This is a genomic window from Pseudoalteromonas sp. J2K-J031, assembly GCF_058197095.2.
The window spans coordinates 2,576,397-2,598,734 of sequence record NZ_CM200279.1; the positions used below are offsets into that span (position 1 = coordinate 2,576,397).

Genomic DNA, 22,338 nt, shown 5'->3' on the forward strand with positions numbered 1-22,338 from the left:
TAACGTAATGTTGATGAGAACCAATGTCAGATGCTGATACGATACAATTAAATAAAGTTGTCTATCGTGACTATTTAAAACAGCCGCAGGCTTTTAGCCTTATATCTCATCGAACGATTGAGTAATTGATTGTAAGTATATACCTAAGTAAATAATAATATTAAGAAAGTGAAATCATTATGATTTGGCACATAGCAGACAAGATCAAAAATAACGCTTTAAAAAATGGTGCACTACACCCTATCACCTCGCATCAAGTGACGCATCATTTTGAAGGTGTAGAGTTTACTTACCATTTGAGAAATGAGTTAGCACACACAAAACCGCACCAAACGACTCAATTAAACAATCCTTTTTTACCTCATGAACAGGAAATGTTCGTTGCACACTGTGGATTGCAACATAAAGTGCTTTTGAATAAATATCCGATTATCCAACCACACTTATTGATTTGCACCAATCAGTTTGTGCCGCAAAATACAGCGTTAACCCTTGATGACTTTAACGCTTGGTTGTCCGTGATCAACGATAAAAGTGCAGCACATTCCCCACTCGGATTTTATAATTCAGAGCCAACAGCAGGTGCAAGCCAACCACATAGGCACATGCAAGTGGTGCAGTTAGCACTCCCTTTGCAAGATGGACAACCATTTTTACATACTGCATTAAAAGGGTCTGATTTTTGGGCGCATCACAATAGCGATTCAAACACAGCCTACCAACTTTATTTGAAGGGCCTAGTAACGCTTGAACTACTAAAAGAGGATCGATTGACACATCCTTACAACCTTTTAATTACACCAACGTCACTTTGGCTACTCCCTCGAAGCCAACCTCAAATCGATGGTATATACGCCAATGGATTAAATTTTACAGGGCATTTTCTTCTCAAAGATCAACAACAGCTCAACTGGCTACTTCAGCACAACCCCTTTAATCTATTAAAGAAGTTAGTCGGTACCGTTTAATGCCAATCGTCTGACCACTTAGATTTTATGGTTTTTCATTATCTAAAGCTTTTCCTCTGTAGGTGGTCTATGTATACTGGCTCGATGCATTTTGTCCAACCAATCCACTTTTTATGCATATTTATCGAATAATATATGTATAAAAAATGCATTGATAGCAGATTGCATAATACTGGCCACCCGTTCACTGAGCATCAACCCTGACTGCGCAGAAACACATAAAATATTAATAAGGCCGCAACAATAGTTTTTATTAGGAAGTTAACAATGAGTTCAATTCCAAAGACAGGCGACTTTTTAGGTCACCCTAAGGGTTTATTCCTGTTATTCGGTACCGAAATGTGGGAGCGTTTTGGTTACTACGGTATGCGTGCAATCTTAGTTTTGTATCTTGTAGCTATGGTACAAGATGGTGGATTTGGTTGGAGCAATGCCGATGCTTTAAGTTTATACGGTACCTTCACTATGGCAGTGTATATCACACCATTATTTGGTGGCTGGTTAGCTGACAACATTTTAGGCCAACGTAAAGCCATCATTATCGGTGGTTTATTAATGGCCGCTGGTCATTTTACTATGGGTATTCCACATAGTGTACTTGCAGGACAAGAAGAGAACGTTTTTTATCTTGGTTTAGCACTACTATGTTTGGGTAATGGCTTATTTAAACCAAACATCTCCACCATGGTTGGCGACTTATATCAAGAAGGTGATCAACGTCGTGATGGCGCATTTACCATTTTTTATATGGGTATTAACCTTGGTGGTGCATTAGGCCCACTTGTTGCGGGTGCTGTAGCAGCTTCATTTGGATGGCAATATGGTTTTGTTGCAGCCGGTGTTGGTATGGTACTTTCAGTATTACTTCAACTTGCCCTTAGCAATAAATACTTAGGTGATATCGGTATTGTTCCTGCGGCAAAATTAGCTCAACAACAATCAACTACAGGCACTAAAGAGCCACTTACAAAAGTTGAGATGGATCGCATCAAAGTTATCTTTACTATGAGCGTCTTTAGTATCATCTTCTGGATGGGCTTTGAACAAGCTGGCGGTTTAATGAACTTGTTTGCTAACGATTATACAAATCGTATGTTAATGGGTTTTGAAATTCCAGCGTCGTGGTTCCAGTCACTAAATTCATTATTCATCATTATTTTTGCGCCTATGGTAGCGATTGTTTGGTTAAAACTAGATAAGCGCGAGCCAAACTCACCGGTTAAATTCGCTATAGCACTTGTATTCTTAGCACTTGGTTTTTTAACTATGGTGCTTGCACTGGCGACTCAAGGCCAAGGCGAACACTTACAAATTAGTATGATGTGGTTAGTGCTTTTCTACTTATTCCATACTTTAGGTGAACTTTGTTTATCACCTATCGGTTTATCAATGGTAAGTAAACTTGCTCCACTGCGCTTAGCATCACTATTAATGGGGATCTGGTTCCTATGTACCGCGATTGCCAATAAAATCGCAGGTTTTGTAGGTTCTTACTTAGGAGAAGGTGAAGAAGCCCTTGGTAATGCAATGGGTATTTTCATTGGTTTAGGTGCAACAGCCCTCATCTCTGCGGTAGCAATGTACTTATTGAGCGATCGCTTAGTTATATGGATGCATGGCGCAGAAGGCCAAGCACCAATTAAAACTGAAGAGCAAATACTTAATGAAGAATTAAAAGTAACTGCTTCAAGATAAAAACACTTCTATAAGCTATACCCCCTTACAATAAAAGTATTGGGGTATAGCTCATCTCTTGATTTTTAATTTAAAACAGATTTTTATTTATAATATTAACGAATATTGCTAACATCTTTCTATCAAAACCCAAAAGAACGTAAACTTTAAATGATTGATTTATTTCGCATTAAAGCTTGTATCACTCTGACTTTATGTATTTTTTTGGTAGCGTGTGGGGGTGGTTCATCAGAAAAAGTTGTCGCCCCTGACCCTGTTACAGACGGTCTAAAAATCACCGTACAAGATGGTTTGAATGCCACGCTCGATAATAGTAATTTAATTCTTGATATCCCAACACAAGCTATTGATGTTGACACGACATTATATTATTCAAAAGCATCGGTTAATTCTGAACTTATTTCGCAAGGAATAATTACCGATTTACATACCTTATCTCCCCCATCAACCGCTTTAATAAAATACGCCGATATAAAAATTAAAATTCCCACTGATTACACAAAAGACACCAAACTCTCTATTTCACGCCTCGAAAATAATATTTGGTACGACAACTTAAGTTCTGTAAAAGATGAAGGGTATATTTCGGCAAAAATAAATCAATTAGGCACCTATGCAATTCGTGAAGTGACGAGTACCGAAATAACAAAAAATATAGGGCCAGCCTGTGTTTCATCAAATGCCCAACAAAGCATTAAGTTTGTTCATGTCGCTGATTTACACTCTCGTTTTGGTTACAACCAACATTTATTCAGCAAAATAAAACACTACCATAAAGAATCCCTTAAAAAGTTTCCTTTCACTGTATTTACAAATGGTGGTGACGATTATGAAAAAGGCACCGTTGCAGAGCAAATATCTCAAGGCCAAGCTACCGTTGATGCAATCAAGGCGATGGAATTTGATGTCAGGGTAATTGGTAATCATGACTACGCTTGGGGGCCTGAGCAAGTTATAGACTATGCCAATGATGAAAAAGCAATCGTCTTAGCAAGTAATACTCAGTACACAGGCGGTGCTCCCGAAGATTTTAAAGCAGCTAAATTTTCAACTATCCAAATAGGATGCATTAAAGTTGGCTTCTTTGGAATGACCTCTGTGCCTTGGAATGAGCTAGATGAGCCTGTTCAATCAGATCCGATTCCTGATTTTATTAGCAACTTTAAAATGAATTGGGAATGGCAACAAGTTGCCCAAAGCATCATCGATGATCATCGCCAAGATGTCGACTTTATGGTTATGGTGAGCCACCTTGGTGCCGGTGGTGATAATCGCATTGCTTCGCGTGTGCCAGGAGTAGATTTAGTCCTTGGAGGCCATACCCACGGTGGCGAAAGTATAGAGCAACTTACTAACGGCGCGATATTAATCCAACCTAACTTTTTTGCTCAAGGTTTAACAGATCTAACCCTTAACTTTGATACACAATCCAAAAAATTAATTGATTACCAATATCAAACGGTATTAACAGAACAGATCGAAAATGTTGATCCAGAGACCAAAAACAAAATTGATTTTATCATGGGAAAATATGCTCCTGATGCACTAACCGAAATCGGTGTATCTGAAAACTACCCAACAAAACAACAAGTATTAGAAATAACCTCTCACGCCTCTGCGTATTTATTTAATACCAATGCGGCACTACTTGACCCTTTTCAAGTACAAGACATTTGGACTCCAGGAGGTGTTTCCCAAGAAGATTTTCACGCCACGTTTTATGTAGAAAGACAACCTTCAAATACGCCAGGATTTAATTCAATTTATCAAGTGACTGTTACGGGCGAAAATTTAAAAATAATGGCAAATAGCCAACCTGATTGGTTTTTCTTTGCCCCTACACTTATCGATAACACCAAAATATACCGTGTTGCGCTACAAAAAGGGCCAGCTTTAAATCCTGAATTATTTTTTAATAATGTGAATTTCTTAGAGGTCAGTGCATTATCAGAGTCGTGGTGGGCACTTGATCAGTATGCCCGTTATAGAACGAGTCAATGCTTGCATATCGATACATTTAAAACCTTAAATTCTTGCTTACCAGAGACTTCCGTCACTATTTGGAATTTTAATGACTCTACTAATCCGTTTACGCCTGATATGGGCTCAGCGGTATTAAGCTTTTATGACCCTCAAAATAGACAATGGGGCTTTAGAGATACTATTTTTGCAAAAACCGATGAATTATCGCTCCCAGCTCTTCCTGATGGACCATCAGGTGTGATGGCATTTACCCGACATAACCCGCAAGAAGGTTTAAAAGTAAAGCATAATAGCCCTCCAAATGGAGACTTTATCAATCAATCTCGTGTATCTGATTACACTTTGGTGATGGACATTTTATGGCCTAGTGAAAGTCAATCAAGCTGGCGGGCACTCCTTCAAACTGATCCTAACAATATTGATGACGCTGAACTGTATGTCGATAAAAAGGGAGGCATTGGTATTGCTACGCGTGACAGTGGATTTTTTGGTGAATTAAAACAAGATACTTGGTACAGAATAGCCTTTGTGTTTTATTCAGCACCTAAAGGCGGTGTGTTAAAAGTCTATATCGATGGTGAGCTCGTCGGCGTCAAAGATGAAGGCGAGATTGATCAACGTTGGGCATTAGATAGCTACTTTTTACTCCTAACCGATAACGACTATGAAACAAAATCAGGTTATCTCAACTCACTTTTGTATGCAGGCCGAGCAATGACCAGTAAAGAAATTAAGTCTATCGGTGGCCCAAGTTCCAACTTAATATTTAATCCGTCTATCCAACAACTAAATAGTAAAGTAGAAAGACACTATCAAACGGTGCCTTTCATCAAAAAAAATGAATGGATGGAACAAAGAAACAAATTTTTCAACTCAAAAAGAAGCAAACGTACAGATAATGATACAGATGAAGATCCAATAAATTAATTTAAACTGTTTTTTTTTAAATATTAAGCGCCTCTGATACCTTTATAATACTCATTTTATTCAAAAGCTTATGAAAAAACAGTTTTGTTAATTTAGCCATTAACATATCCCGCTGCGTAAAAGTCTGAGCCTTTAATCTGCTAAATTATTTAGCCATTCAATTTTTTTAACTCATGTCTCATTAAATTTACAAAACCTCCTTTTACTAAATGAAGCTGCCCTCTTCCACTTATGCATAGAATCAGGAATCATCAGCACAACAGCAAGTAACAGCAACGGCTTAATCGGCCCAGTATTCGGAGTCTTGAACATGAGTGAAGTATTAAATCCTTTAGGGTTAGTGGGTATCGAATTTACAGAGTATGCCACTCCAGATGCAGATTATATGGAAAAAGTTTTTACCGATTTTGGCTTTTCAAAATTAAAAACATTTAAAGGTAAAGACATCGTTTATTTCAATCAGAACGACATTCACTTTTTACTCAATAATGAGCGCGGTGGTTTTTCGGCTGAGTTTGCAAAAAGCCACGGTCCTGCAATTTGCTCTATGGGGTGGCGTGTAGAAAATGCACAAAAAGCATTTGATGTCGCTGTCGAGCGTGGTGCAAAACCTGCCACCGATTCTGCCAACAAAGATTTACCTTACCCGGCAATTTACGGCATTGGCGATAGCCTTATTTACTTCATTGATGTATTTGGTGATAAAGGGTCAATTTTCGAAAACGATTTTGAAGATTTAAGCGAGCAAAACATTGTTGCTGATAAAGGCTTTATTCGTATCGACCATTTAACAAACAACGTTTATAAAGGCACTATGGAAACATGGGCTAACTTCTACAAAAACGTGTTTGGTTTTACAGAAGTGCGTTACTTCGATATCAAAGGAGCTAAAACAGCGCTTCTTTCTTATGCACTTAAATCACCATGTGGCACGTTCTCGATTCCGATCAATGAAGGTAAAGACAACAACAATAACCAAATTGATGAATACTTAAACGAATACAATGGCCCAGGCGTTCAACATTTAGCATTTTTAACTAATGACTTAGTAAGCTCATTAGACAAACTTGATAAATCAACGATTGCCACACTTGATATTATTCCTGAGTACTACGATACAATTTTTGACCGTGTACCTTGGGTTAAAGAAGATAAAGAGAAAATTAAGCAACACCAAATCTTAGTTGATAGCCAAAGTGAAGATTGTTATCTACTTCAAATTTTCTCTAAAAACTTATTTGGTCCAATCTTTATTGAGATGATCCAACGTGTTGATGATGGTGGTTTTGGTGAAGGTAACTTCCAAGCACTGTTTGAATCAATTGAACGTGATCAAGAACGCCGTGGCGTACTTTAATTAACGACCCAGTTAATTAATTCAAAATAAGCAGTGGCATAAACGCCCTGCTTTTTCTGTATTGGACTTTAAAAAATTTTAATCGCCACCATTTGTACTACAATACTGGCCGATTGTGCATCGCACCCAAGGAAATAACATGAATTTAATCAATGAAACACACGACATTAATCTAACCAGCTGGGTAGAATCAGCCAACTCGACAACTGACTTTCCAATTCAAAATTTACCTTTTGCCGTTTTTCGCCGCAAAGGCAGCAACGAAGCATTTCGTGGCGGTGTCGCAATTGGTGATCACGTTGTTGATTTAGCCGCTGTCGATGCAGCACACATTTTTACTGGTTTGGCACAAGAAGCTGTGCATGCAGCCAATGCACCTAGCCTTAATGAATTTATGGGCATGGGTCAAGCTCATTGGTCGGCACTTCGTTTAGCGTTATCACAAGCATTACGCACGGGTTCTGCACACCAAGCAGCCCTTGAGGGTGCCTTAGTTGCTCAAGCAGAGATTGAATTTAGCCTGCCATGTCGTATTGGTGATTACACCGACTTTTATACGTCAATTTATCATGCCACAGCGGTTGGTCGTTTATTTCGCCCAGATAACCCATTATTGCCCAACTACAAATGGGTGCCGATTGGTTACCACGGTCGCTCATCATCGATTGATGTTTCTGGTCAAACATTCCATCGCCCAAATGGTCAAACAAAAGCACCTGATGCTGAAGTGCCATCATTTGGCCCATGTAAACGCCTCGATTACGAACTTGAACTGGGTATTTATTTAGGTAAAGGAAACAAATTAGGTGATGCAATTGCGATTGAAGATGCAGAAAGCCATGTCTTTGGTTTGTGTGTATTTAATGATTGGTCGGCCCGTGACTTACAAGCTTGGGAATACCAACCACTTGGTCCATTTTTAGCCAAAAACTTTGCTTCAACTGTTTCACCTTGGATTGTGACGACTGAAGCACTTGCACCATTTAAAACCAATTGGCATCGTGATGAAAACGATCCTCAGCCATTGTCTTATTTAGATTCAACAGCGAACCGTGAAGCGGGTGCGTTTGATATCCAAATGGACGTATTACTTGAATCTGAAAAAATGCGTGCTGAAAAAACAGCGCCGAGCAAACTTTCACAATCGAGCTTTAAACATTCTTACTGGACTGTGGCACAAATGGTGACTCACCATACCGTGAATGGTTGTAACTTTTTACCGGGTGATATGCTTGGATCGGGTACACAATCAGGCCCAGAGCATGAGGAAGCAGGTTCAATGCTTGAACTGTCTCGTGGTGGTAAAGAGTCTATTACTCTTAACAATGGCGAAACACGTACATTTTTAAACGATGGCGACAAAGTTATTATGCGTGGTTGGTGTGAAAAAGACGGCTTTAAACGTATTGGTTTTGGCTCTGTCGAAGGCACTATTTTGCCAGCAAAGTAATAATCGATAGCTAGAGTCAGTGTGGCTCTAGCTGTTTCCGCTGTGATACAAAATAACAAAAGCTAGATTTTTTAATAAATCTTGGTATCTTTGAAGAAAAAATAATACTCGGCTTCCATGATAAAAATAATAACAAACTGTTTTTTATGGTTATTTCAAGAGAAACAACTTTTTATCCGCCAAAATGGGGCGGTTAAATTTGTTACTTTTTCAAGCTTTTTACAATTTTTATTGTTTTTAATGCTTGGTGGTGCCATTGCATGGACAGCATTTACCAGCAGTCAATTCCTTACTTTGCATCAAACCGTTGCTGAAAAAGACAGAACAATTGCCCAAGTTAAAGCTGAGCTTGCTGCACTTAATGAAGCCTACGCTGATAAACAAGCTAATTTACAAACTAAATTAGAAAAACTAAATCAACAGCAAACCCTAGTTCATGATTTAATTGAATCGATGCCAGGTACAATCGAGCCTGATACAACCTTAAAGCAGATACTCAATAGCGAACTCGATCAACGCGGTACTCCCCCAGAAAACCCGACAGAAACCGCCTTTACCGAGCACTTACCTGAAGACGACTCAGAGTTTGTACCCGAAGTATCACAAGACCTTGAACACACAGCACTACCCGAACAGACTCCTGCTACAAAAGTAGAGTCAGAACAAGAAAATACAAACGCGTCACTGACTCAATCATCGTATCTGCTTCAGTTGATGGATGAGCAACAAAATCAACTCGCTTTGGTTGACCAGCACTTAGAAAGCAACTTTGTGACTATCTTAAACAAAGTATTACAACGCAAAAGCACCTTGCAAGCCGCTATCGATAAATCAGGTGTTAAAATAGCCTTAACATCTACACAAAACAGTCAAGCAAAAGGTGGTCCATTAGATCATGTTTCGCTGATGCCACTGTCTGATATTCAAGCTCTTTTAATTGAAAATTTAATTCAACTAAAAGAGCTTGAGGAAAAAATCAGCTTATTACCAAATCAATTACCAGCAAAAAACTACTACATATCAAGCTCTTATGGAATAAGGAAAGATCCAATCACAGGTAAGGCGGCTATGCATAAAGGTATTGATATGGCCGGTTGGCAAAATACCAAAATATTTAGCCCTGCTAGCGGTATCGTTAAAAGAGCTGGCAATTACGGTGGTTATGGTCGCTTTATTGAAATTGAGCATGAAAATGGATTTGTGACACGTTTTGGCCATTTAGCCAAAATAAAGGTTAAAACCGGACAAAAGATAAATAAAAATGAGCTGATCGGATTAATGGGAAGCACAGGTCGCAGTACCAGCACCCATTTACACTACGAAGTGCTCCATAATAATAAACATATCAATCCACTAAAATTAGCCAAGGCATTTGCCCATGTTCTCTAAAAAACAAACCCCTTCATTGATTTCAGCAGATGTCACGATTGAAGGTGAAATCAAAAGCACTGGAATGATCCAATTTGATGGCACCATTATTGGTCAAATTTCTGTTACTCATTTAACCATTGGTGAATGCGGCACTATCAATGGCAGCATTAAAGCCGATGAAGTCATTATTAAAGGAAAAGTAACCGGCTCCGTACATGCCAATAAAGTGGTCTTAGAAAAAACGGCCAAAGTTGAAGGTGATATTTTTCATCAAACAATTAGCATTGCAACAGGAGCTTCGGTTGCAGGCACTATCAAGCAACTCAGCGAAGCTGAAAATGTGACCGATATTGCAGCATCCAAACACCCAAAAACCGCTAAAACTGCATCTTAATATCAACCACGCTTTACTATTAATGACGCACCGCCAGTAAGGAGGTGTGTTACAAATAACGCTTATTTTAAGGCCTACTTTGCATGAAAACGCTGTTAAAAGTTTTTTTACCCTTAACTCTGACCCTTTCTTTGACTGGCTGCTTTGGCCCTGACCAAGCAATTAAAGAAACAAAACAATTTATTAGTAGCGAACAGGTCGATAAAGAAAGTAAAGATTGGAAAACAAGCCTGAAACAACCCCCACTACTTACCTTTACAGAAGGTAAAAAATACTATTGGGATTTATCAACCAATCACGGCGAGCTTAGCATTGAGCTATTTCACCTTAATGCTCCAATGCATGTTAGTAGCACTATTTATCTAACTGAGCTTGGTTTTTATGATGGGTTGATTTTTCACCGCATTATCCCTGAGTTTATAGCACAAGGGGGGGATCCTTTAGGTTCTGGGCGCGGCAATCCAGGATACAAATATGCGGGTGAATTTGATGGCACATTATCGCATGACAAACCTGGGATCTTAAGTATGGCCAATGCTGGCCCTAATACCGATGGCAGCCAATTTTTTATTACCTTTGGGCCAACCCCGTTTTTAGATGGTCGCCATACTATTTTTGGTCAAGTTGTGAAAGGCCTTGATGACACGTTAACCACACTTGAAACCTTAGGTAGCCAATCTGGTAAAACCTCGACCGAGGTAGTGATTAACAAGGCAACCATCCGCATAGAATAATCTACGTTGCATACGTTTGGAGACGTTTAACGGTTTCAATTGTATATAAGACCTCATACAATGCGCAGCTCACTTAACGATGAGCTGCGCATTATGTTATTAAGTGCGCCATGCCTTCCTTCCTTACTTACTTACAAGAAGCACCATGTTTAAAACCAGTACCGTACCTACATCGACTATTTTAATCTTAATTTTACTGGTTGTATTTTGCCCTCTTGCCATTGATATTTATCTACCTGCATTTCCGATCATGGCAGAGCAATTAAACGTACCAGAGCAGCACATTCAACAAACTATTAGCCTATTTCTAATGACCGTAGGCCTTGGTCAACTAATTGCAGGACCGCTAGCCGATAAGTATGGCCGTAAACCCTTAGCGATTAGCGGCATGGTCATTTACGGCATAAGCGCCCTTAGTGCTACTTTTGCACAAAGTTACGAGCAGCTTTTAATGGCTCGAGTAATACAAGGATTTGGCGCTTGTGCTACGTTTGTTTGCGCTTTTGCGATGGTTAGAGACAGTTTTAATGCTAATGTTGGCGCGCAAGTGATGTCATATCTCAATGGTGTCATTTGTTTTATTCCTGCCCTAGCGCCAATTTTAGGCGCTTGGTTAACACTTGAGTTTGGTTGGCGGGCTAACTTTGCAGTTTTAAGTGTTTTTGCACTAGTTTCATTAACCCTGATGATATTTTTTGCCAAAGAAACCAGACCGACTGACACTCTTTATCAAGGTAAACTGCTCAACTTTAAGCGCTTCGCACCGATTATTCGCCACCGCGTTTTTGCGTATCATGCTGTGATCTGTTTATTAGCCATGGCGATTATTATCGCATTTGTGAGCTCTGCTCCAGGTTGGTTGATGACTCAGTTAGGCTTAAGCAGCCAAGAATTTACTATTTGGTTTACCATTAATGCTGTGTTATCAATTATTGCCAGTTTTACAGCACCGTATTTCATCAAACGTTCAACCAAAAAAGCACTTTATCAAGGGCTTTGTGTGCTTGTTTTTAGTGGCGTGATGATGGCCGCTATGCTTGGTTTTACAACCCCATGGGCGTTTATGCTGCCTATTTTTGTAGCGTCGATTGGTTTTTCGTTAACATTGGGTTCGGCTGTTGGTAAAGCATTAGAACCCTTTTCAAAACAAGCAGGCACCGCTTCTGCGTTAATTGGCGTGATGCAAATGAGTGGCGCTGGATTATTAGTGACACTAACATTGCAACTTGGCTTAACCGCGCCACAATTAGTGCTATTACATATTTGTCTTATCCTGCCAATGTTGTTGTTACTTCACAAAGATAAACACGCCACACTGCACCCGCTTTAGGCATAAAAGCGTTTTATTGGATCATTCACATAAAAACTACGCACTACTTATAATGCAACAAAGTTTATGATCCTTTTGTCGCAAAAAATAACTTTCAGACTAAAATTGCATAATACACAACAATCAAAGTGTATCTGTCGCAAGCCTTATGTATCTCTAGCCTTCTAATAATAACGATTTGTTCCATAGATAAATTAATTTGTACTAACTAAAAGGGACTAAAATCAGCATATAAGCTTGCAATTACATCTTAGATTGATATTTTATTTACAACATATTTACAAAAGTAAATGTCTGTAAATGAAATAACAATAATAGGTAGGGTCAAAAAATGAAGTTAACTTCAATTACCACTGCAATGATCATTGCATTAGGTGCATCAAACTCAGCTTTTGCAGATGAAGGGCGCTTTATTATTCAAGTCGATAACAGTAAAAAAGGCATTGTTAAAGCGCTGACAAAAAAACTTGGCGGGGAGATCAAGGTTGATTCTGAAGGATTTATTGCCGCGCAATTTACAGGACACGATTTAAATAGTATCAAAGGATTGTTAAACAACCCACACATCACACTCATTGAAGAAGATTACAAGCGCACCCCACTCGCTGTTTATAGCGATGACATGGGTGATGCAATGCAGCAGCAACTTACACCCTATGCGGTCTATCAATCACAAGCTGATCAAGTCACCTTTGATGCTAATGCTGGCATGAAAGTTTGCGTTATCGATTCTGGCTTAGATCAATCAAACCCTGATTTTGTTTGGGGTAATATTACGGGTGATAACGATTCAGGCACGGGTAACTGGTATGAGAACGGCGGCCCACACGGTACCCATGTAGCTGGTACTATTGGCGCTGCGGATAACAACATTGGTGTAGTTGGTATGGCACCGGGTGTTGATATGCACATTATCAAAGTATTTAACGCTGAAGGCTGGGGGTATTCTTCTGATTTAGCCCACGCAGCTAACTTATGCGGCCAAGCTGGTGCAAATATTATTAGCATGAGTTTAGGTGGCGGTGGTTCAAATTCAACGGAATCAAATGCATTTGCAAACTTTACTGCTGCAGGTGGTTTAGTTGTAGCGGCTGCAGGTAATGATGGTAATAACGTACGCTCTTATCCTGCTGGTTACCCTTCTGTAATGATGATTGGTGCTAATGATGCTGATAATAACATTGCTGATTTCTCCCAGTACCCAAGTTGTTCCTCAGGTAAAGGACGTCGCGTAACGACTGACGAAACAATCTGTGTTGAAGTAACCGCAGGCGGTGTCGATACGCTTTCTACCTATCCAGCAGGCATGGCCACCAGCGCGTCAATGTCTGTCAATAATACACCTTTTGCATCTTCGGCAATGGAAAACTCAGGCACAGTAACCGCAAGTACTTTTAACATGGGTACAGCTGAAAGCATCAATTCAGCCGCAGCTGGAAAAGTCTGTGTGATTGACCGTGGCGTAATTTCATTTCATGACAAAGTACTGAACTGCGAAAACTCTGGCGGTATTGGCGCGGTTCTTATCAACAATGAGCCGGGTATGCTTTACGGTACTTTGGGTGATACAAATGCAACAACAATTCCAGCAGTCGGTGCTGCGTTTGAAGATAGTGCAGCGATTAAAGCAGGCACAAGTATTACCATTAATATCGGCACCAGCAATTATGGCTTCATGAGCGGTACTTCAATGGCAACGCCTGCTGTGTCAGGTATTGCGGCATTGGTCTGGTCAAATCATCCTAGCTGTACCGGCACTGAAATACGTGACGCACTCAAAGCGACAGCACAAGATGCAGGTGCTGTAGGTAAAGATGATAAATTTGGCTATGGTATTGTAAAAGCTAAAGCGGCTTCAGATTACCTAACTCAAAACGGCTGCGCTGGTGATAACGGTGGCGGCAACGGCGGTGGTACGCCAAGCGGGTTTGAGTTATCCGTAAACGGTTATAAATCAAAAGGAGTAAGCTACGCTAATTTAAGCTGGAATGGCGCTAACACCTCGACTGTTGACATCTACCGCGACGGAAAAAAAGTCAATACAGTTGCTAACTCGGGTAACTACACCGATAGCATTAATGTAAAAGGCGGCGGCTCATATACTTACCAAGTATGTGACTTAGGTAGCACCACCTCTTGCTCGGTAAATGCCACAGTCACATTCTAAATCCAATAACTCATTCCCAAAGCGGCTTATATTGTTAAGCCGCTTTTTTTGTTTTTAGATTGGACCTTCTAAGGAGGAAAACAACCTGATAAGCTTACGCTTTTAAAACAACGTATAAAATATCCATGATCAGCATTGAATCCCTTATTTCCTTTTTAAGTATTAGCTTTTTACTGGCAATATCACCGGGGCCATCAAATGCGTTTTTAATGGCGCAAACTTTTACCAAAGGTAAAACAGCCGGCATGCAAACAGCCTTTGGTTTTGCTATTGCAGGGGTGATCCATACCATTTTTGCAGTGCTTGGATTATCAGCCATTTTAAAAACATCACCAATAGCTTACCAAGCGGTACAATGGTGTGGTGCTGCGTATCTGATTTATTTAGGCATCAACTCACTGCGTGATAGTTTTAAACCAGCTCAATGCAGCGATAAACCGCACGTTTCAACAAAAAAAGAAAAAAACGTGATGTTTCAAGCCATGATGACTGAAGTATTAAACCCCAAAGTCGCACTCTTTTTTATTGCTTTTTTACCGCAGTTTGTAGATACCAGTTTAAGCCTGTCACCCACTTGGCAGCTGGCTATTTTTGGTTTGCTTTATCCTCTTTTTGCTTTCCCGATTGACACGCTTTATGTCCATTTTGGCGATAAAATCGCAGGTTATTTCCGCCATCACCCCAGCGCGCAACAGTGGTTAGATAGGATCACAGGCCTAGTGTTTATTACCTTAGCAATCAATCTTATTCTATAAAATCTGTTTACAGACTGGTGTTATTTCCTCATATTACGGATGTTGGAATGAGGAGTAAAAATGAAGACAATACAACACGCTTTACCGGCAAAAAAAACCATTGCATTGGTTGCCCACGATGGCAAAAAACATGCGCTCGAATTATGGTGTACCAAGCACTTAAACGTCCTTAGCCAACATACACTCTATGGCACCGGCACTACAGGGCATTTAATTGAAAAAAGTACGGGGCTGCCCGTCCATAAACTGCTAAGTGGTCCATTAGGTGGCGATCAACAACTCGGTGCCTTAATTGCTGAGCATGAGATCCATTTATTAATCTTTTTTTGGGATCCGCTCGCCTCGCAACCCCATGATCCTGATGTAAAAGCGTTATTACGATTAGCTGCTGTATGGAATATTCCGGTCGCGTGTAATGAATCAAGTGCCGACATGCTGCTGTCGTCGCCTTTGATGAATACGCCAATGCCAAGAGAAATGCCCGATTATGAGGGCTATTTAGCCTCTCGCCTTGCCCTTTAATACTAAAAAAACCTAGAACCGAGGTTAATTTTAAAAACAAAAAAAGCCTACATAAATGTAGGCTTTATCGTTTTTATAAACCAAAGTGCTTAATTAGCAGGTAAATAAGTGATTTCACCTAAATTGAGCGATTCAATTTCAGCTTTAATTTTTGCCACATCACCAACAATAACCCACGTTAGTTGCTCTTCTTTAATCAACTCTTTCGCTTGTTGTTGTACTTGCGCCAAACTGACTTGCTGTACTTTCGTTGAATATTGTTCAAGATACTTTTCATCACGGCCTTTTTCATAAGCATTGGCCAGCGCGCTTAGTAAAGCCCATTTTTTCTCATAACTACCTGGAATTTTAGCCACTTTATTACTTACAACTTTTTCAAGCTCTTGTGAATTGGCTGGATTAGCACCAGTATAATCTTTAAGTTCTCGAACAATTTCAGCAATCGACTCTTTTGTTTTGTCTGTTTGAACAGGTGCATAAACAAAAAATGGTGCCTGACCTTGTGCGTCACTCATTGATGAACGCGCGCCATAAGACCAGCCTTTATCTTCACGTAAATTCATATTAATACGCGAAGTAAAGCTACCACCAATAATAGTGTTCATTAAATCAAGCTTAATATCTTGGCCTTGCGCTAAATCTTTACGTGCTGGGCCTAACAAACCGGCAATAATTAATGACTGAGGTGATTCTGGTTTATCAATCACAAAGACTCGTGGTTTTGTTGCAAGGGCAACGTCACTTAATTGTTTTTGTGGTTTGGCTGTATTTGGAGCTTGCCAAGTCGCAAGTTCTTTATTCAACGTGGCTGTTAGTTCAGCCATAGTGATATCACCTACCACCACTAAACGTGCATTATCAGGACGTAACCAAGTACGAGTGTATTGGATTAAATCATCACGGCTAAAGTTTTTAACGGTTTCTTCTGAACCTGAGCCAGTTAAAGGCTGCGCATAAGCATGATTATCACCGTACAACAAAGGTGGCAATATACGAAGTGCGTTCGTCATTGGACGCGCTTTTTCTTTATTGATGCCATCAAGCGTTAATGTACGTAAACGTTCCATCTCGGTTTCATTAAACGCTGGGTTTATTAATACATCTGCAAACAGCTGCGCGCTGCGTTGCCAGTTCACTTTCATTGCTGACAAACTCAGGCTTGAACCATCAAGGTCTGAACCTGAATAAATGCCAGCCCCTAAATTTTCAAGCTCTGCAGCAAGCTCAAGACTTGAAAGCGACGTAGTGCCTTCTTTTAACATACTCATTGCAAAATTAGATAAACCGGCTTTTGCGCCTACAGTTGATGCAAAACCAGCATCAAAACTAAGCTGTAAATTAACCGTAGGTGTATCGGTACGACGTGCAAGTACGACTTCAAGGCCATTCGTTAATGTTGCTTTTTCAACTGTTGGTAAAACCAATTTAGGCAATGACTCAACGGCTGGTACTTTTGAGCGATCTGCGCCCACATCTTGATTTGTTAATTGAGCAAAAGGCTCAATTGTTAAAACGAAATCACCATCAGTTAACCAGCGCTGACCTGCGGCTTTCACATCTTCAACTGTGGCTGCATTTTGAATGGCTTGTTGCTTTTTATAAAATACCGGATCGTTGTGATACACAGCGCCAGAAGCAAGCACATCTGATTTACCACCAAAACCACCTACCCCTTCAACACTTTTAACCCAGCTAGCAGCATTTGAAAACTTAATACGATTAAGCTCTGCAACCGTTGGGCCTTCTTTAATTAAACGTGCAAGTTCTTCATTAATGATGGCTTCAATTTCACCTAAATCAGCATCCTTAAACGCATCTGCGCCAATCAAAATTTGCCCCGCCATCACACGAGAATAGTTAAATGCAAACACGCTTGATGCTTTTTGTTCTTGATACACTAGACGTTGATATAAACGTGAATTTTTTCCACCGGCTAATACATCCGCTAATAATGATAAATACTCACCATCTTTAGTGCCAAGCTCTGCCGTATTCCACACTTTTACTAAACGAGGATTTGGCACGCGATCTTGCATCGACATACGTTTTGTACCCGAACGTTTAGCAACCCATGCATCGATTTGATCAACTGGTTTACCTGGTTTTATATCACCAAAATATTGCTGCGCTTTTTGCTTTGCTGTTGCTAAATCAATATCACCCGCCAAAACTAAAACAGCATTGTTCGGGCCATAATAATCTTTAAACCATTGGTGAACATCGTCTAAAGAAGCGGCATTTAAGTCTTCCATTGATCCAATGACAGACCAAGAATAGGGATGACCTTGAGGGAACGTATTTTCAGAAATAGCAGTCCACATTCTGCCATATGGCTGACTTTCACCTTGGCGCTTTTCATTTTGCACAACGCCACGTTGCTCATCCAATTTCTCTTGCGTAATCGCTCCCAATAAATGGCCCATGCGATCCGATTCCATCCAAAGTGCCATATCAACCGCAGAGGTTGGCACATTTTGGAAGTAGTTGGTACGGTCACTATTGGTTGTACCGTTTTGCTCCGTTGCGCCAGCACGTTCGAACGGACCAAAATACTCATCGTTATAATTTTCACTTCCATTAAACATTAAGTGTTCAAATAAATGCGCGAAGCCCGTTTTACCTAGCTTCTCATGCTTAGAGCCAACTTTGTACCAAATATTAACGGCAACAATTGGTGCTTTTTTATCCGTATGAACCACAACCGTCAAGCCATTATCCAATGTAAATGTCTCATATGGAATATCGACACTTGGGATTGCCACAGCTGCAACATTGGTTTTTGCTGCACTTGTGCCAGCAGTGGTATTACACCCAGTTAAAGCGATTGATACCGCTATCGCTAAGGCGCTTAGCATGTTCTTTTTCATTTATTTCCCTTAATTTTCAGACAACGAAGTGTGTTCTAAACGTTTTTTAGCTCACTTTTCGTCTTCAAGTAGTGTGCATTTTACCCTTAATCACAACCATAATAACAAAGCAAACACCAAGGCTTGGCCCTTCGTATTTTCAATTTATGACTGCTGACCTGTGACTTGGAATTTAATGGGCAAACGTGCGCTGTTATTCTTAACTTATTGATTCAATTCTGGCGAGATAAAAATATTCGCAATTTTAAATCTCAACTTGGCTATAAAACAGGAAATGGGTAAAGATTTCAATGGTCAATATAAACTAATGTAAACAACACCGTAAAAACAGCCATTGAAATTGTTTCTAAATGTAAATTGGCTACAAAATAGAGCCAGAATACCAATGAAATGGGTTAATTTAACGATGCTTTCACTGCACTAGGCAGTTAAAGCATGTATCGCTGTGGCGAGTTTATGGCAACTAAACGCCCTGACAATGCTTGTAAATCAAATTCAATTTCAGCAATCGCTGCTGTATTAAAAATCGGCATTTGGCCTTTGCAAAGTTGATCGACAAGATAACTAACCATCGGCATATGAGACACAACCAGCCAATTTTTTAGTAAAGGGTTAAGAGACATTAATGCGAGTAAATACTCGGCTGCTGCTGCTGGCGATTCATCGGGAGTAAAATCAGCGCAGGTCTGTTCAAATTCAATTTTAGGATGGCGACGCTTAATTTGAGCCGCGGTTTGCTGCGCGCGAATGTAGGGGCTGACTAAAACAGCATCAAGCTTGGGGATCCATAAACTTAGATTTACCGCCATTTCATCTGCTTCTTTTTTGCCTAGCAGGGTTAATTCACGACTAAAATCATCTGCCTTCATCGGCTCTGCTTCACCATGTCGCATGATAAATATTCTATTCATTTATTACTTAACCACTTAAGAACAAAAAGAAATCGTAAACACTATAGCCATAATAGGTATAACTCGGCTATATTTAATTTTCGCTTATGATTTTAATATTCAGGCAAGCTTGTTTTTTAATTTAAGTTGTCTTCTTCCCTGAGCCTATCAACTTACAATAATAACTGTAGTGACATTCAGGAGCCGCTTTTGAATATCAGCAGCAATGATAGCAGAGTTTATCACCCACTCAAACTGGACAATGGTCTTAAAGTTCTCTTTGTTCAAGACCTTCAAAGTGACAAATCCGCAGCCTCCTTGACTGTCAACGCTGGGCATTTTGACGATCCATGGCAACGCCAAGGCTTAGCGCATTTTCTTGAGCATATGTTATTTTTAGGCACTGACCGCCACCCAGAACCAGGAACATTATCTCATTTTACGAGTCAACATGGTGGAAGCTGCAATGCATGGACAGGAACCGAGCACTCAAGTTACTTTTTTGATATCAATAACGAGTTTTTTTATCAAGGGTTAGAGATTTTCAGCCGGTTTTTTATCGCACCACTGATCAGTGAAGCCGCGACCGACAATGAACGCAACGCGATTGATGCTGAGTTTAAACTAAAATTAAAAGACGATAGCCGCAGGATTTATCAAGTCCACAAAGAAACAGTTAATCCGCAGCATCCCTTTGCTAAATTTTCGGTGGGTAATAAAGAAACTCTGGCTAATCATGGCGGCTGTATTAATCATGAAATAAAAGATTTTTTTAATCAACATTATCTGGCTAACCACATGACATTAGCCATTTGTAGCCCTGTCGATATTGCTGAGCAAATTATCTGGGTTAAATCGTTATTTAACGAAATCAAATCAAGCCATAGCGCTAAACCTGCGATTGCGACACCTTTGTATTTAAAAGAACATTTAGCTAAACAAATTTATATAACGCCCCATAAGCACATGCAAAAACTCATTGTTAGCTTTGCAATGCCGAATATAGACCGCTTTTATCGCCATAAATCGGTCAGTTTTTTGGCCCATATTTTAGGGTATGAAGGCAAAGGTTCACTGTACGCGATTTTAAAGCAAAGAGGCTGGATTAACGGTTTGTCAGCTGGAGGTGGCATTAATGGCAGTAATTTTAAAGATTTTAATGTAAGCCTTAATTTAACCGACGAGGGCGTGGCGCATTATCGCGATATTGTTGAAAGTATCTTTGCTTATTTACCACTGCTAAAAAATCAGCATGCCGATTTTGATGCGCTTTATGAAGATAAAAAAACACTACTCGATGTCGCCTTTGATAATCAGGAAAAGTCTCGTTTACTCGACTGGATAAGTGGTTTAAGTGCCAATATGCACCACTACCCTGAACACGAATACATCAGTGGTGATTTTATAATGCTGAGCTTTGAGAAAAGTCACTGGCAGGAGCTACTCGCTTGGCTGACTCCTGAAAATATGCGAATTGTGCTCATCGACCCACAAGTAACAACAGATACCACGACGGCTTGGTATCACACCCCTTATGCGATTGAAAATTTAAGTCACACATGGTTAAAACAGCTCAATAAAATAAACAGCCCACAAGCGAATATGACGTTACCGGCTATCAATCCTTATCTAAGTCAAAAAATTACGCTACTTGAACTTGAGCCATCAGGTGTTATCCCTGAATGCTTGATTAACAAAACTGGGGTTGAATTTTGGTTTAAACAAGATCATCAATATCGCGTTGCTAAAGGGCATTTTTATCTCGCTATTGATAGTTTAGTCGCCGTAAAAGATATTCATCACATGGCAATGACGCGTTTACTTGCAGACTTATTTATGGATAAGGTAGCTGAAGAGTTTTACCCTGCAGAATTAGCCGGCTTAAGTTATCAACTGACAACACACCAGGGTGGTTTAACACTGCATACATCGGGTTTATCAACGAATCAATTAGAATTAGCCGATAAACTATTAACCCATTTATATGAGGGCCATTACAGCCCACAACGCTTTGCTGAATATAAAAAGCAACTTTGCCGACATTGGCAAAGCGGTAATCAAAACAAACCAGTGAGCCAATTATTTAGCCAACTTAGCGCCACTTTACTCCCCTGGAATCCAACCCCTGAAGACTTAGCACACGCACTTGAGCAATGTTGTTTTGCCCAGTTTGAAGTGTTTTGCACTGAAATACTCAGCGAGATTCGTATCCAAGCTTTACTGCATGGTAACTGGCAACGTCAAGATGCTAAAAAGTTCATCTCCATGCTCACGCTTCGTACCGAGGCAAGCACAAAAAATAACGAGTTTTCAAAACCTAATTGTTTTTTAACACAACAATGCCAACAGCATGTAACCCTTGAGCATGCCGATCACGCCTTAGTTGTTTACTTTCAAGCAGCAACCGATGACCCCACTGAAAAAGTTTCCTTGATGTGTTTAAATCATGTTGTTAGCCAAGATTACTTTCAGTATATGCGTACCGAAAAACAACTGGGCTATCTGGTTGGCACTGGTTATGCGCCGCTTAATAGCCGCGCGGGTATGGCTATGTATGTGCAATCTCCTCACACATGTGCTGAAGATTTATTAACATTCCACAATACATTTACCCAAACCTATGCAGACAAAATTGCGCAATTGAGCGATCTTGATTGGCATCAAATTAAAATGGGGCTACTAACCCAAATTCAAGAAGAAGATAAAAACTTACGTGTACGCTCACAGCGTTATTGGTTGAGTTTAAATAACAATGACCATACCTTTGATATGCAAACACGATTAGTTGAATGCTTAACGACATTAACAAAACAGCAACTTGCTGATTATTGTCGGCATGCATTCGACAAAAACAGTATAAAAATGATACTAATTTCAGAGCAAAGTAAAAAAAATATACAAACAACCCAGCCATAGGCAAAGTCTCTT

At 39.9% G+C, this 22,338-nt stretch carries 15 protein-coding genes; 13 read left to right on the forward strand and 2 right to left on the reverse strand.

The features are described 5' to 3' along the window. Positions 1 to 179 precede the first annotated feature (179 nt). The 12 genes from AC3KZC_RS11620 (at position 180) to AC3KZC_RS11675 (ending at position 15,653) form a co-directional block, all read left to right on the forward strand. A complete protein-coding gene (locus AC3KZC_RS11620) occupies positions 180 to 968 on the forward strand; it encodes a DUF4922 domain-containing protein (protein ID WP_490577957.1) in 789 nt (262 codons plus the stop codon). Between the two features lie 267 nt (positions 969 to 1,235). Further along, complete coding sequence (locus tag AC3KZC_RS11625) at positions 1,236 to 2,663, forward strand: peptide MFS transporter (RefSeq protein WP_490577956.1); 1,428 nt, start codon at positions 1,236 to 1,238, stop codon at positions 2,661 to 2,663. A 150-nt stretch (positions 2,664 to 2,813) separates the two neighbouring features. Next, positions 2,814 to 5,573, forward strand: a complete 2,760-nt coding sequence (locus AC3KZC_RS11630; RefSeq protein ID WP_490577955.1) for a metallophosphoesterase — start codon at positions 2,814 to 2,816, stop codon at positions 5,571 to 5,573. Positions 5,574 to 5,883: 310 nt separating this feature from the next. Beyond that, the gene (gene hppD / locus AC3KZC_RS11635; RefSeq protein ID WP_490577954.1) at positions 5,884 to 6,930 is read left to right on the forward strand and encodes a 4-hydroxyphenylpyruvate dioxygenase; all 1,047 of its coding nucleotides are present in this window, start codon (positions 5,884 to 5,886) and stop codon (positions 6,928 to 6,930) included. Between the two features lie 139 nt (positions 6,931 to 7,069). Next, positions 7,070 to 8,380 (forward strand): fumarylacetoacetase, encoded by a 1,311-nt coding sequence (gene fahA / locus AC3KZC_RS11640; protein WP_490577953.1) that lies wholly within the window; start codon positions 7,070 to 7,072, stop codon positions 8,378 to 8,380. A gap of 117 nt (positions 8,381 to 8,497) precedes the next feature. Further along, a complete protein-coding gene (locus AC3KZC_RS11645; RefSeq protein WP_490577952.1) occupies positions 8,498 to 9,769 on the forward strand; it encodes a peptidoglycan DD-metalloendopeptidase family protein in 1,272 nt (423 codons plus the stop codon). Beyond that, entirely contained in the window at positions 9,759 to 10,145 is a 387-nt protein-coding gene (locus AC3KZC_RS11650) for a bactofilin family protein (protein ID WP_490577951.1), read from the forward strand. The genes AC3KZC_RS11645 and AC3KZC_RS11650 overlap by 11 nt, the downstream gene beginning before the upstream one ends. Before the next feature lie 83 nt (positions 10,146 to 10,228). Next, positions 10,229 to 10,879, forward strand: coding sequence for a peptidylprolyl isomerase (locus tag AC3KZC_RS11655; protein WP_490577950.1), 651 nt, complete (start codon positions 10,229 to 10,231; stop codon positions 10,877 to 10,879). Between the two features lie 145 nt (positions 10,880 to 11,024). Further along, positions 11,025 to 12,209, forward strand: coding sequence for a multidrug effflux MFS transporter (locus tag AC3KZC_RS11660; protein ID WP_490577949.1), 1,185 nt, complete (start codon positions 11,025 to 11,027; stop codon positions 12,207 to 12,209). Between the two features lie 331 nt (positions 12,210 to 12,540). After that, positions 12,541 to 14,376, forward strand: coding sequence for a S8 family serine peptidase (locus AC3KZC_RS11665; protein WP_490577948.1), 1,836 nt, complete (start codon positions 12,541 to 12,543; stop codon positions 14,374 to 14,376). Between the two features lie 125 nt (positions 14,377 to 14,501). Continuing rightward, positions 14,502 to 15,131, forward strand: a complete 630-nt coding sequence (locus tag AC3KZC_RS11670) for a LysE family translocator (RefSeq protein WP_490577947.1) — start codon at positions 14,502 to 14,504, stop codon at positions 15,129 to 15,131. Positions 15,132 to 15,191: 60 nt separating this feature from the next. Continuing rightward, entirely contained in the window at positions 15,192 to 15,653 is a 462-nt protein-coding gene (locus AC3KZC_RS11675; protein WP_490577946.1) for a methylglyoxal synthase, read from the forward strand. Between the two features lie 89 nt (positions 15,654 to 15,742). Here the strand turns inward: AC3KZC_RS11675 and AC3KZC_RS11680 are convergent, their stop codons facing one another. Both AC3KZC_RS11680 and sixA read right to left on the reverse strand, forming a co-directional pair. Beyond that, complete coding sequence (locus AC3KZC_RS11680; RefSeq protein ID WP_490577945.1) at positions 15,743 to 18,520, reverse strand: insulinase family protein; 2,778 nt, start codon at positions 18,518 to 18,520, stop codon at positions 15,743 to 15,745. A 428-nt stretch (positions 18,521 to 18,948) separates the two neighbouring features. Next, on the reverse strand, positions 18,949 to 19,431 hold the full coding sequence (gene sixA, locus AC3KZC_RS11685) for a phosphohistidine phosphatase SixA (protein WP_490577944.1): 483 nt from the start codon (positions 19,429 to 19,431) through the stop codon (positions 18,949 to 18,951). Positions 19,432 to 19,620: 189 nt separating this feature from the next. Here sixA and AC3KZC_RS11690 point away from each other — a divergent pair, with 189 nt between their 5' ends. Continuing rightward, entirely contained in the window at positions 19,621 to 22,326 is a 2,706-nt protein-coding gene (locus AC3KZC_RS11690; RefSeq protein WP_490577943.1) for an insulinase family protein, read from the forward strand. Positions 22,327 to 22,338 lie beyond the last annotated feature (12 nt).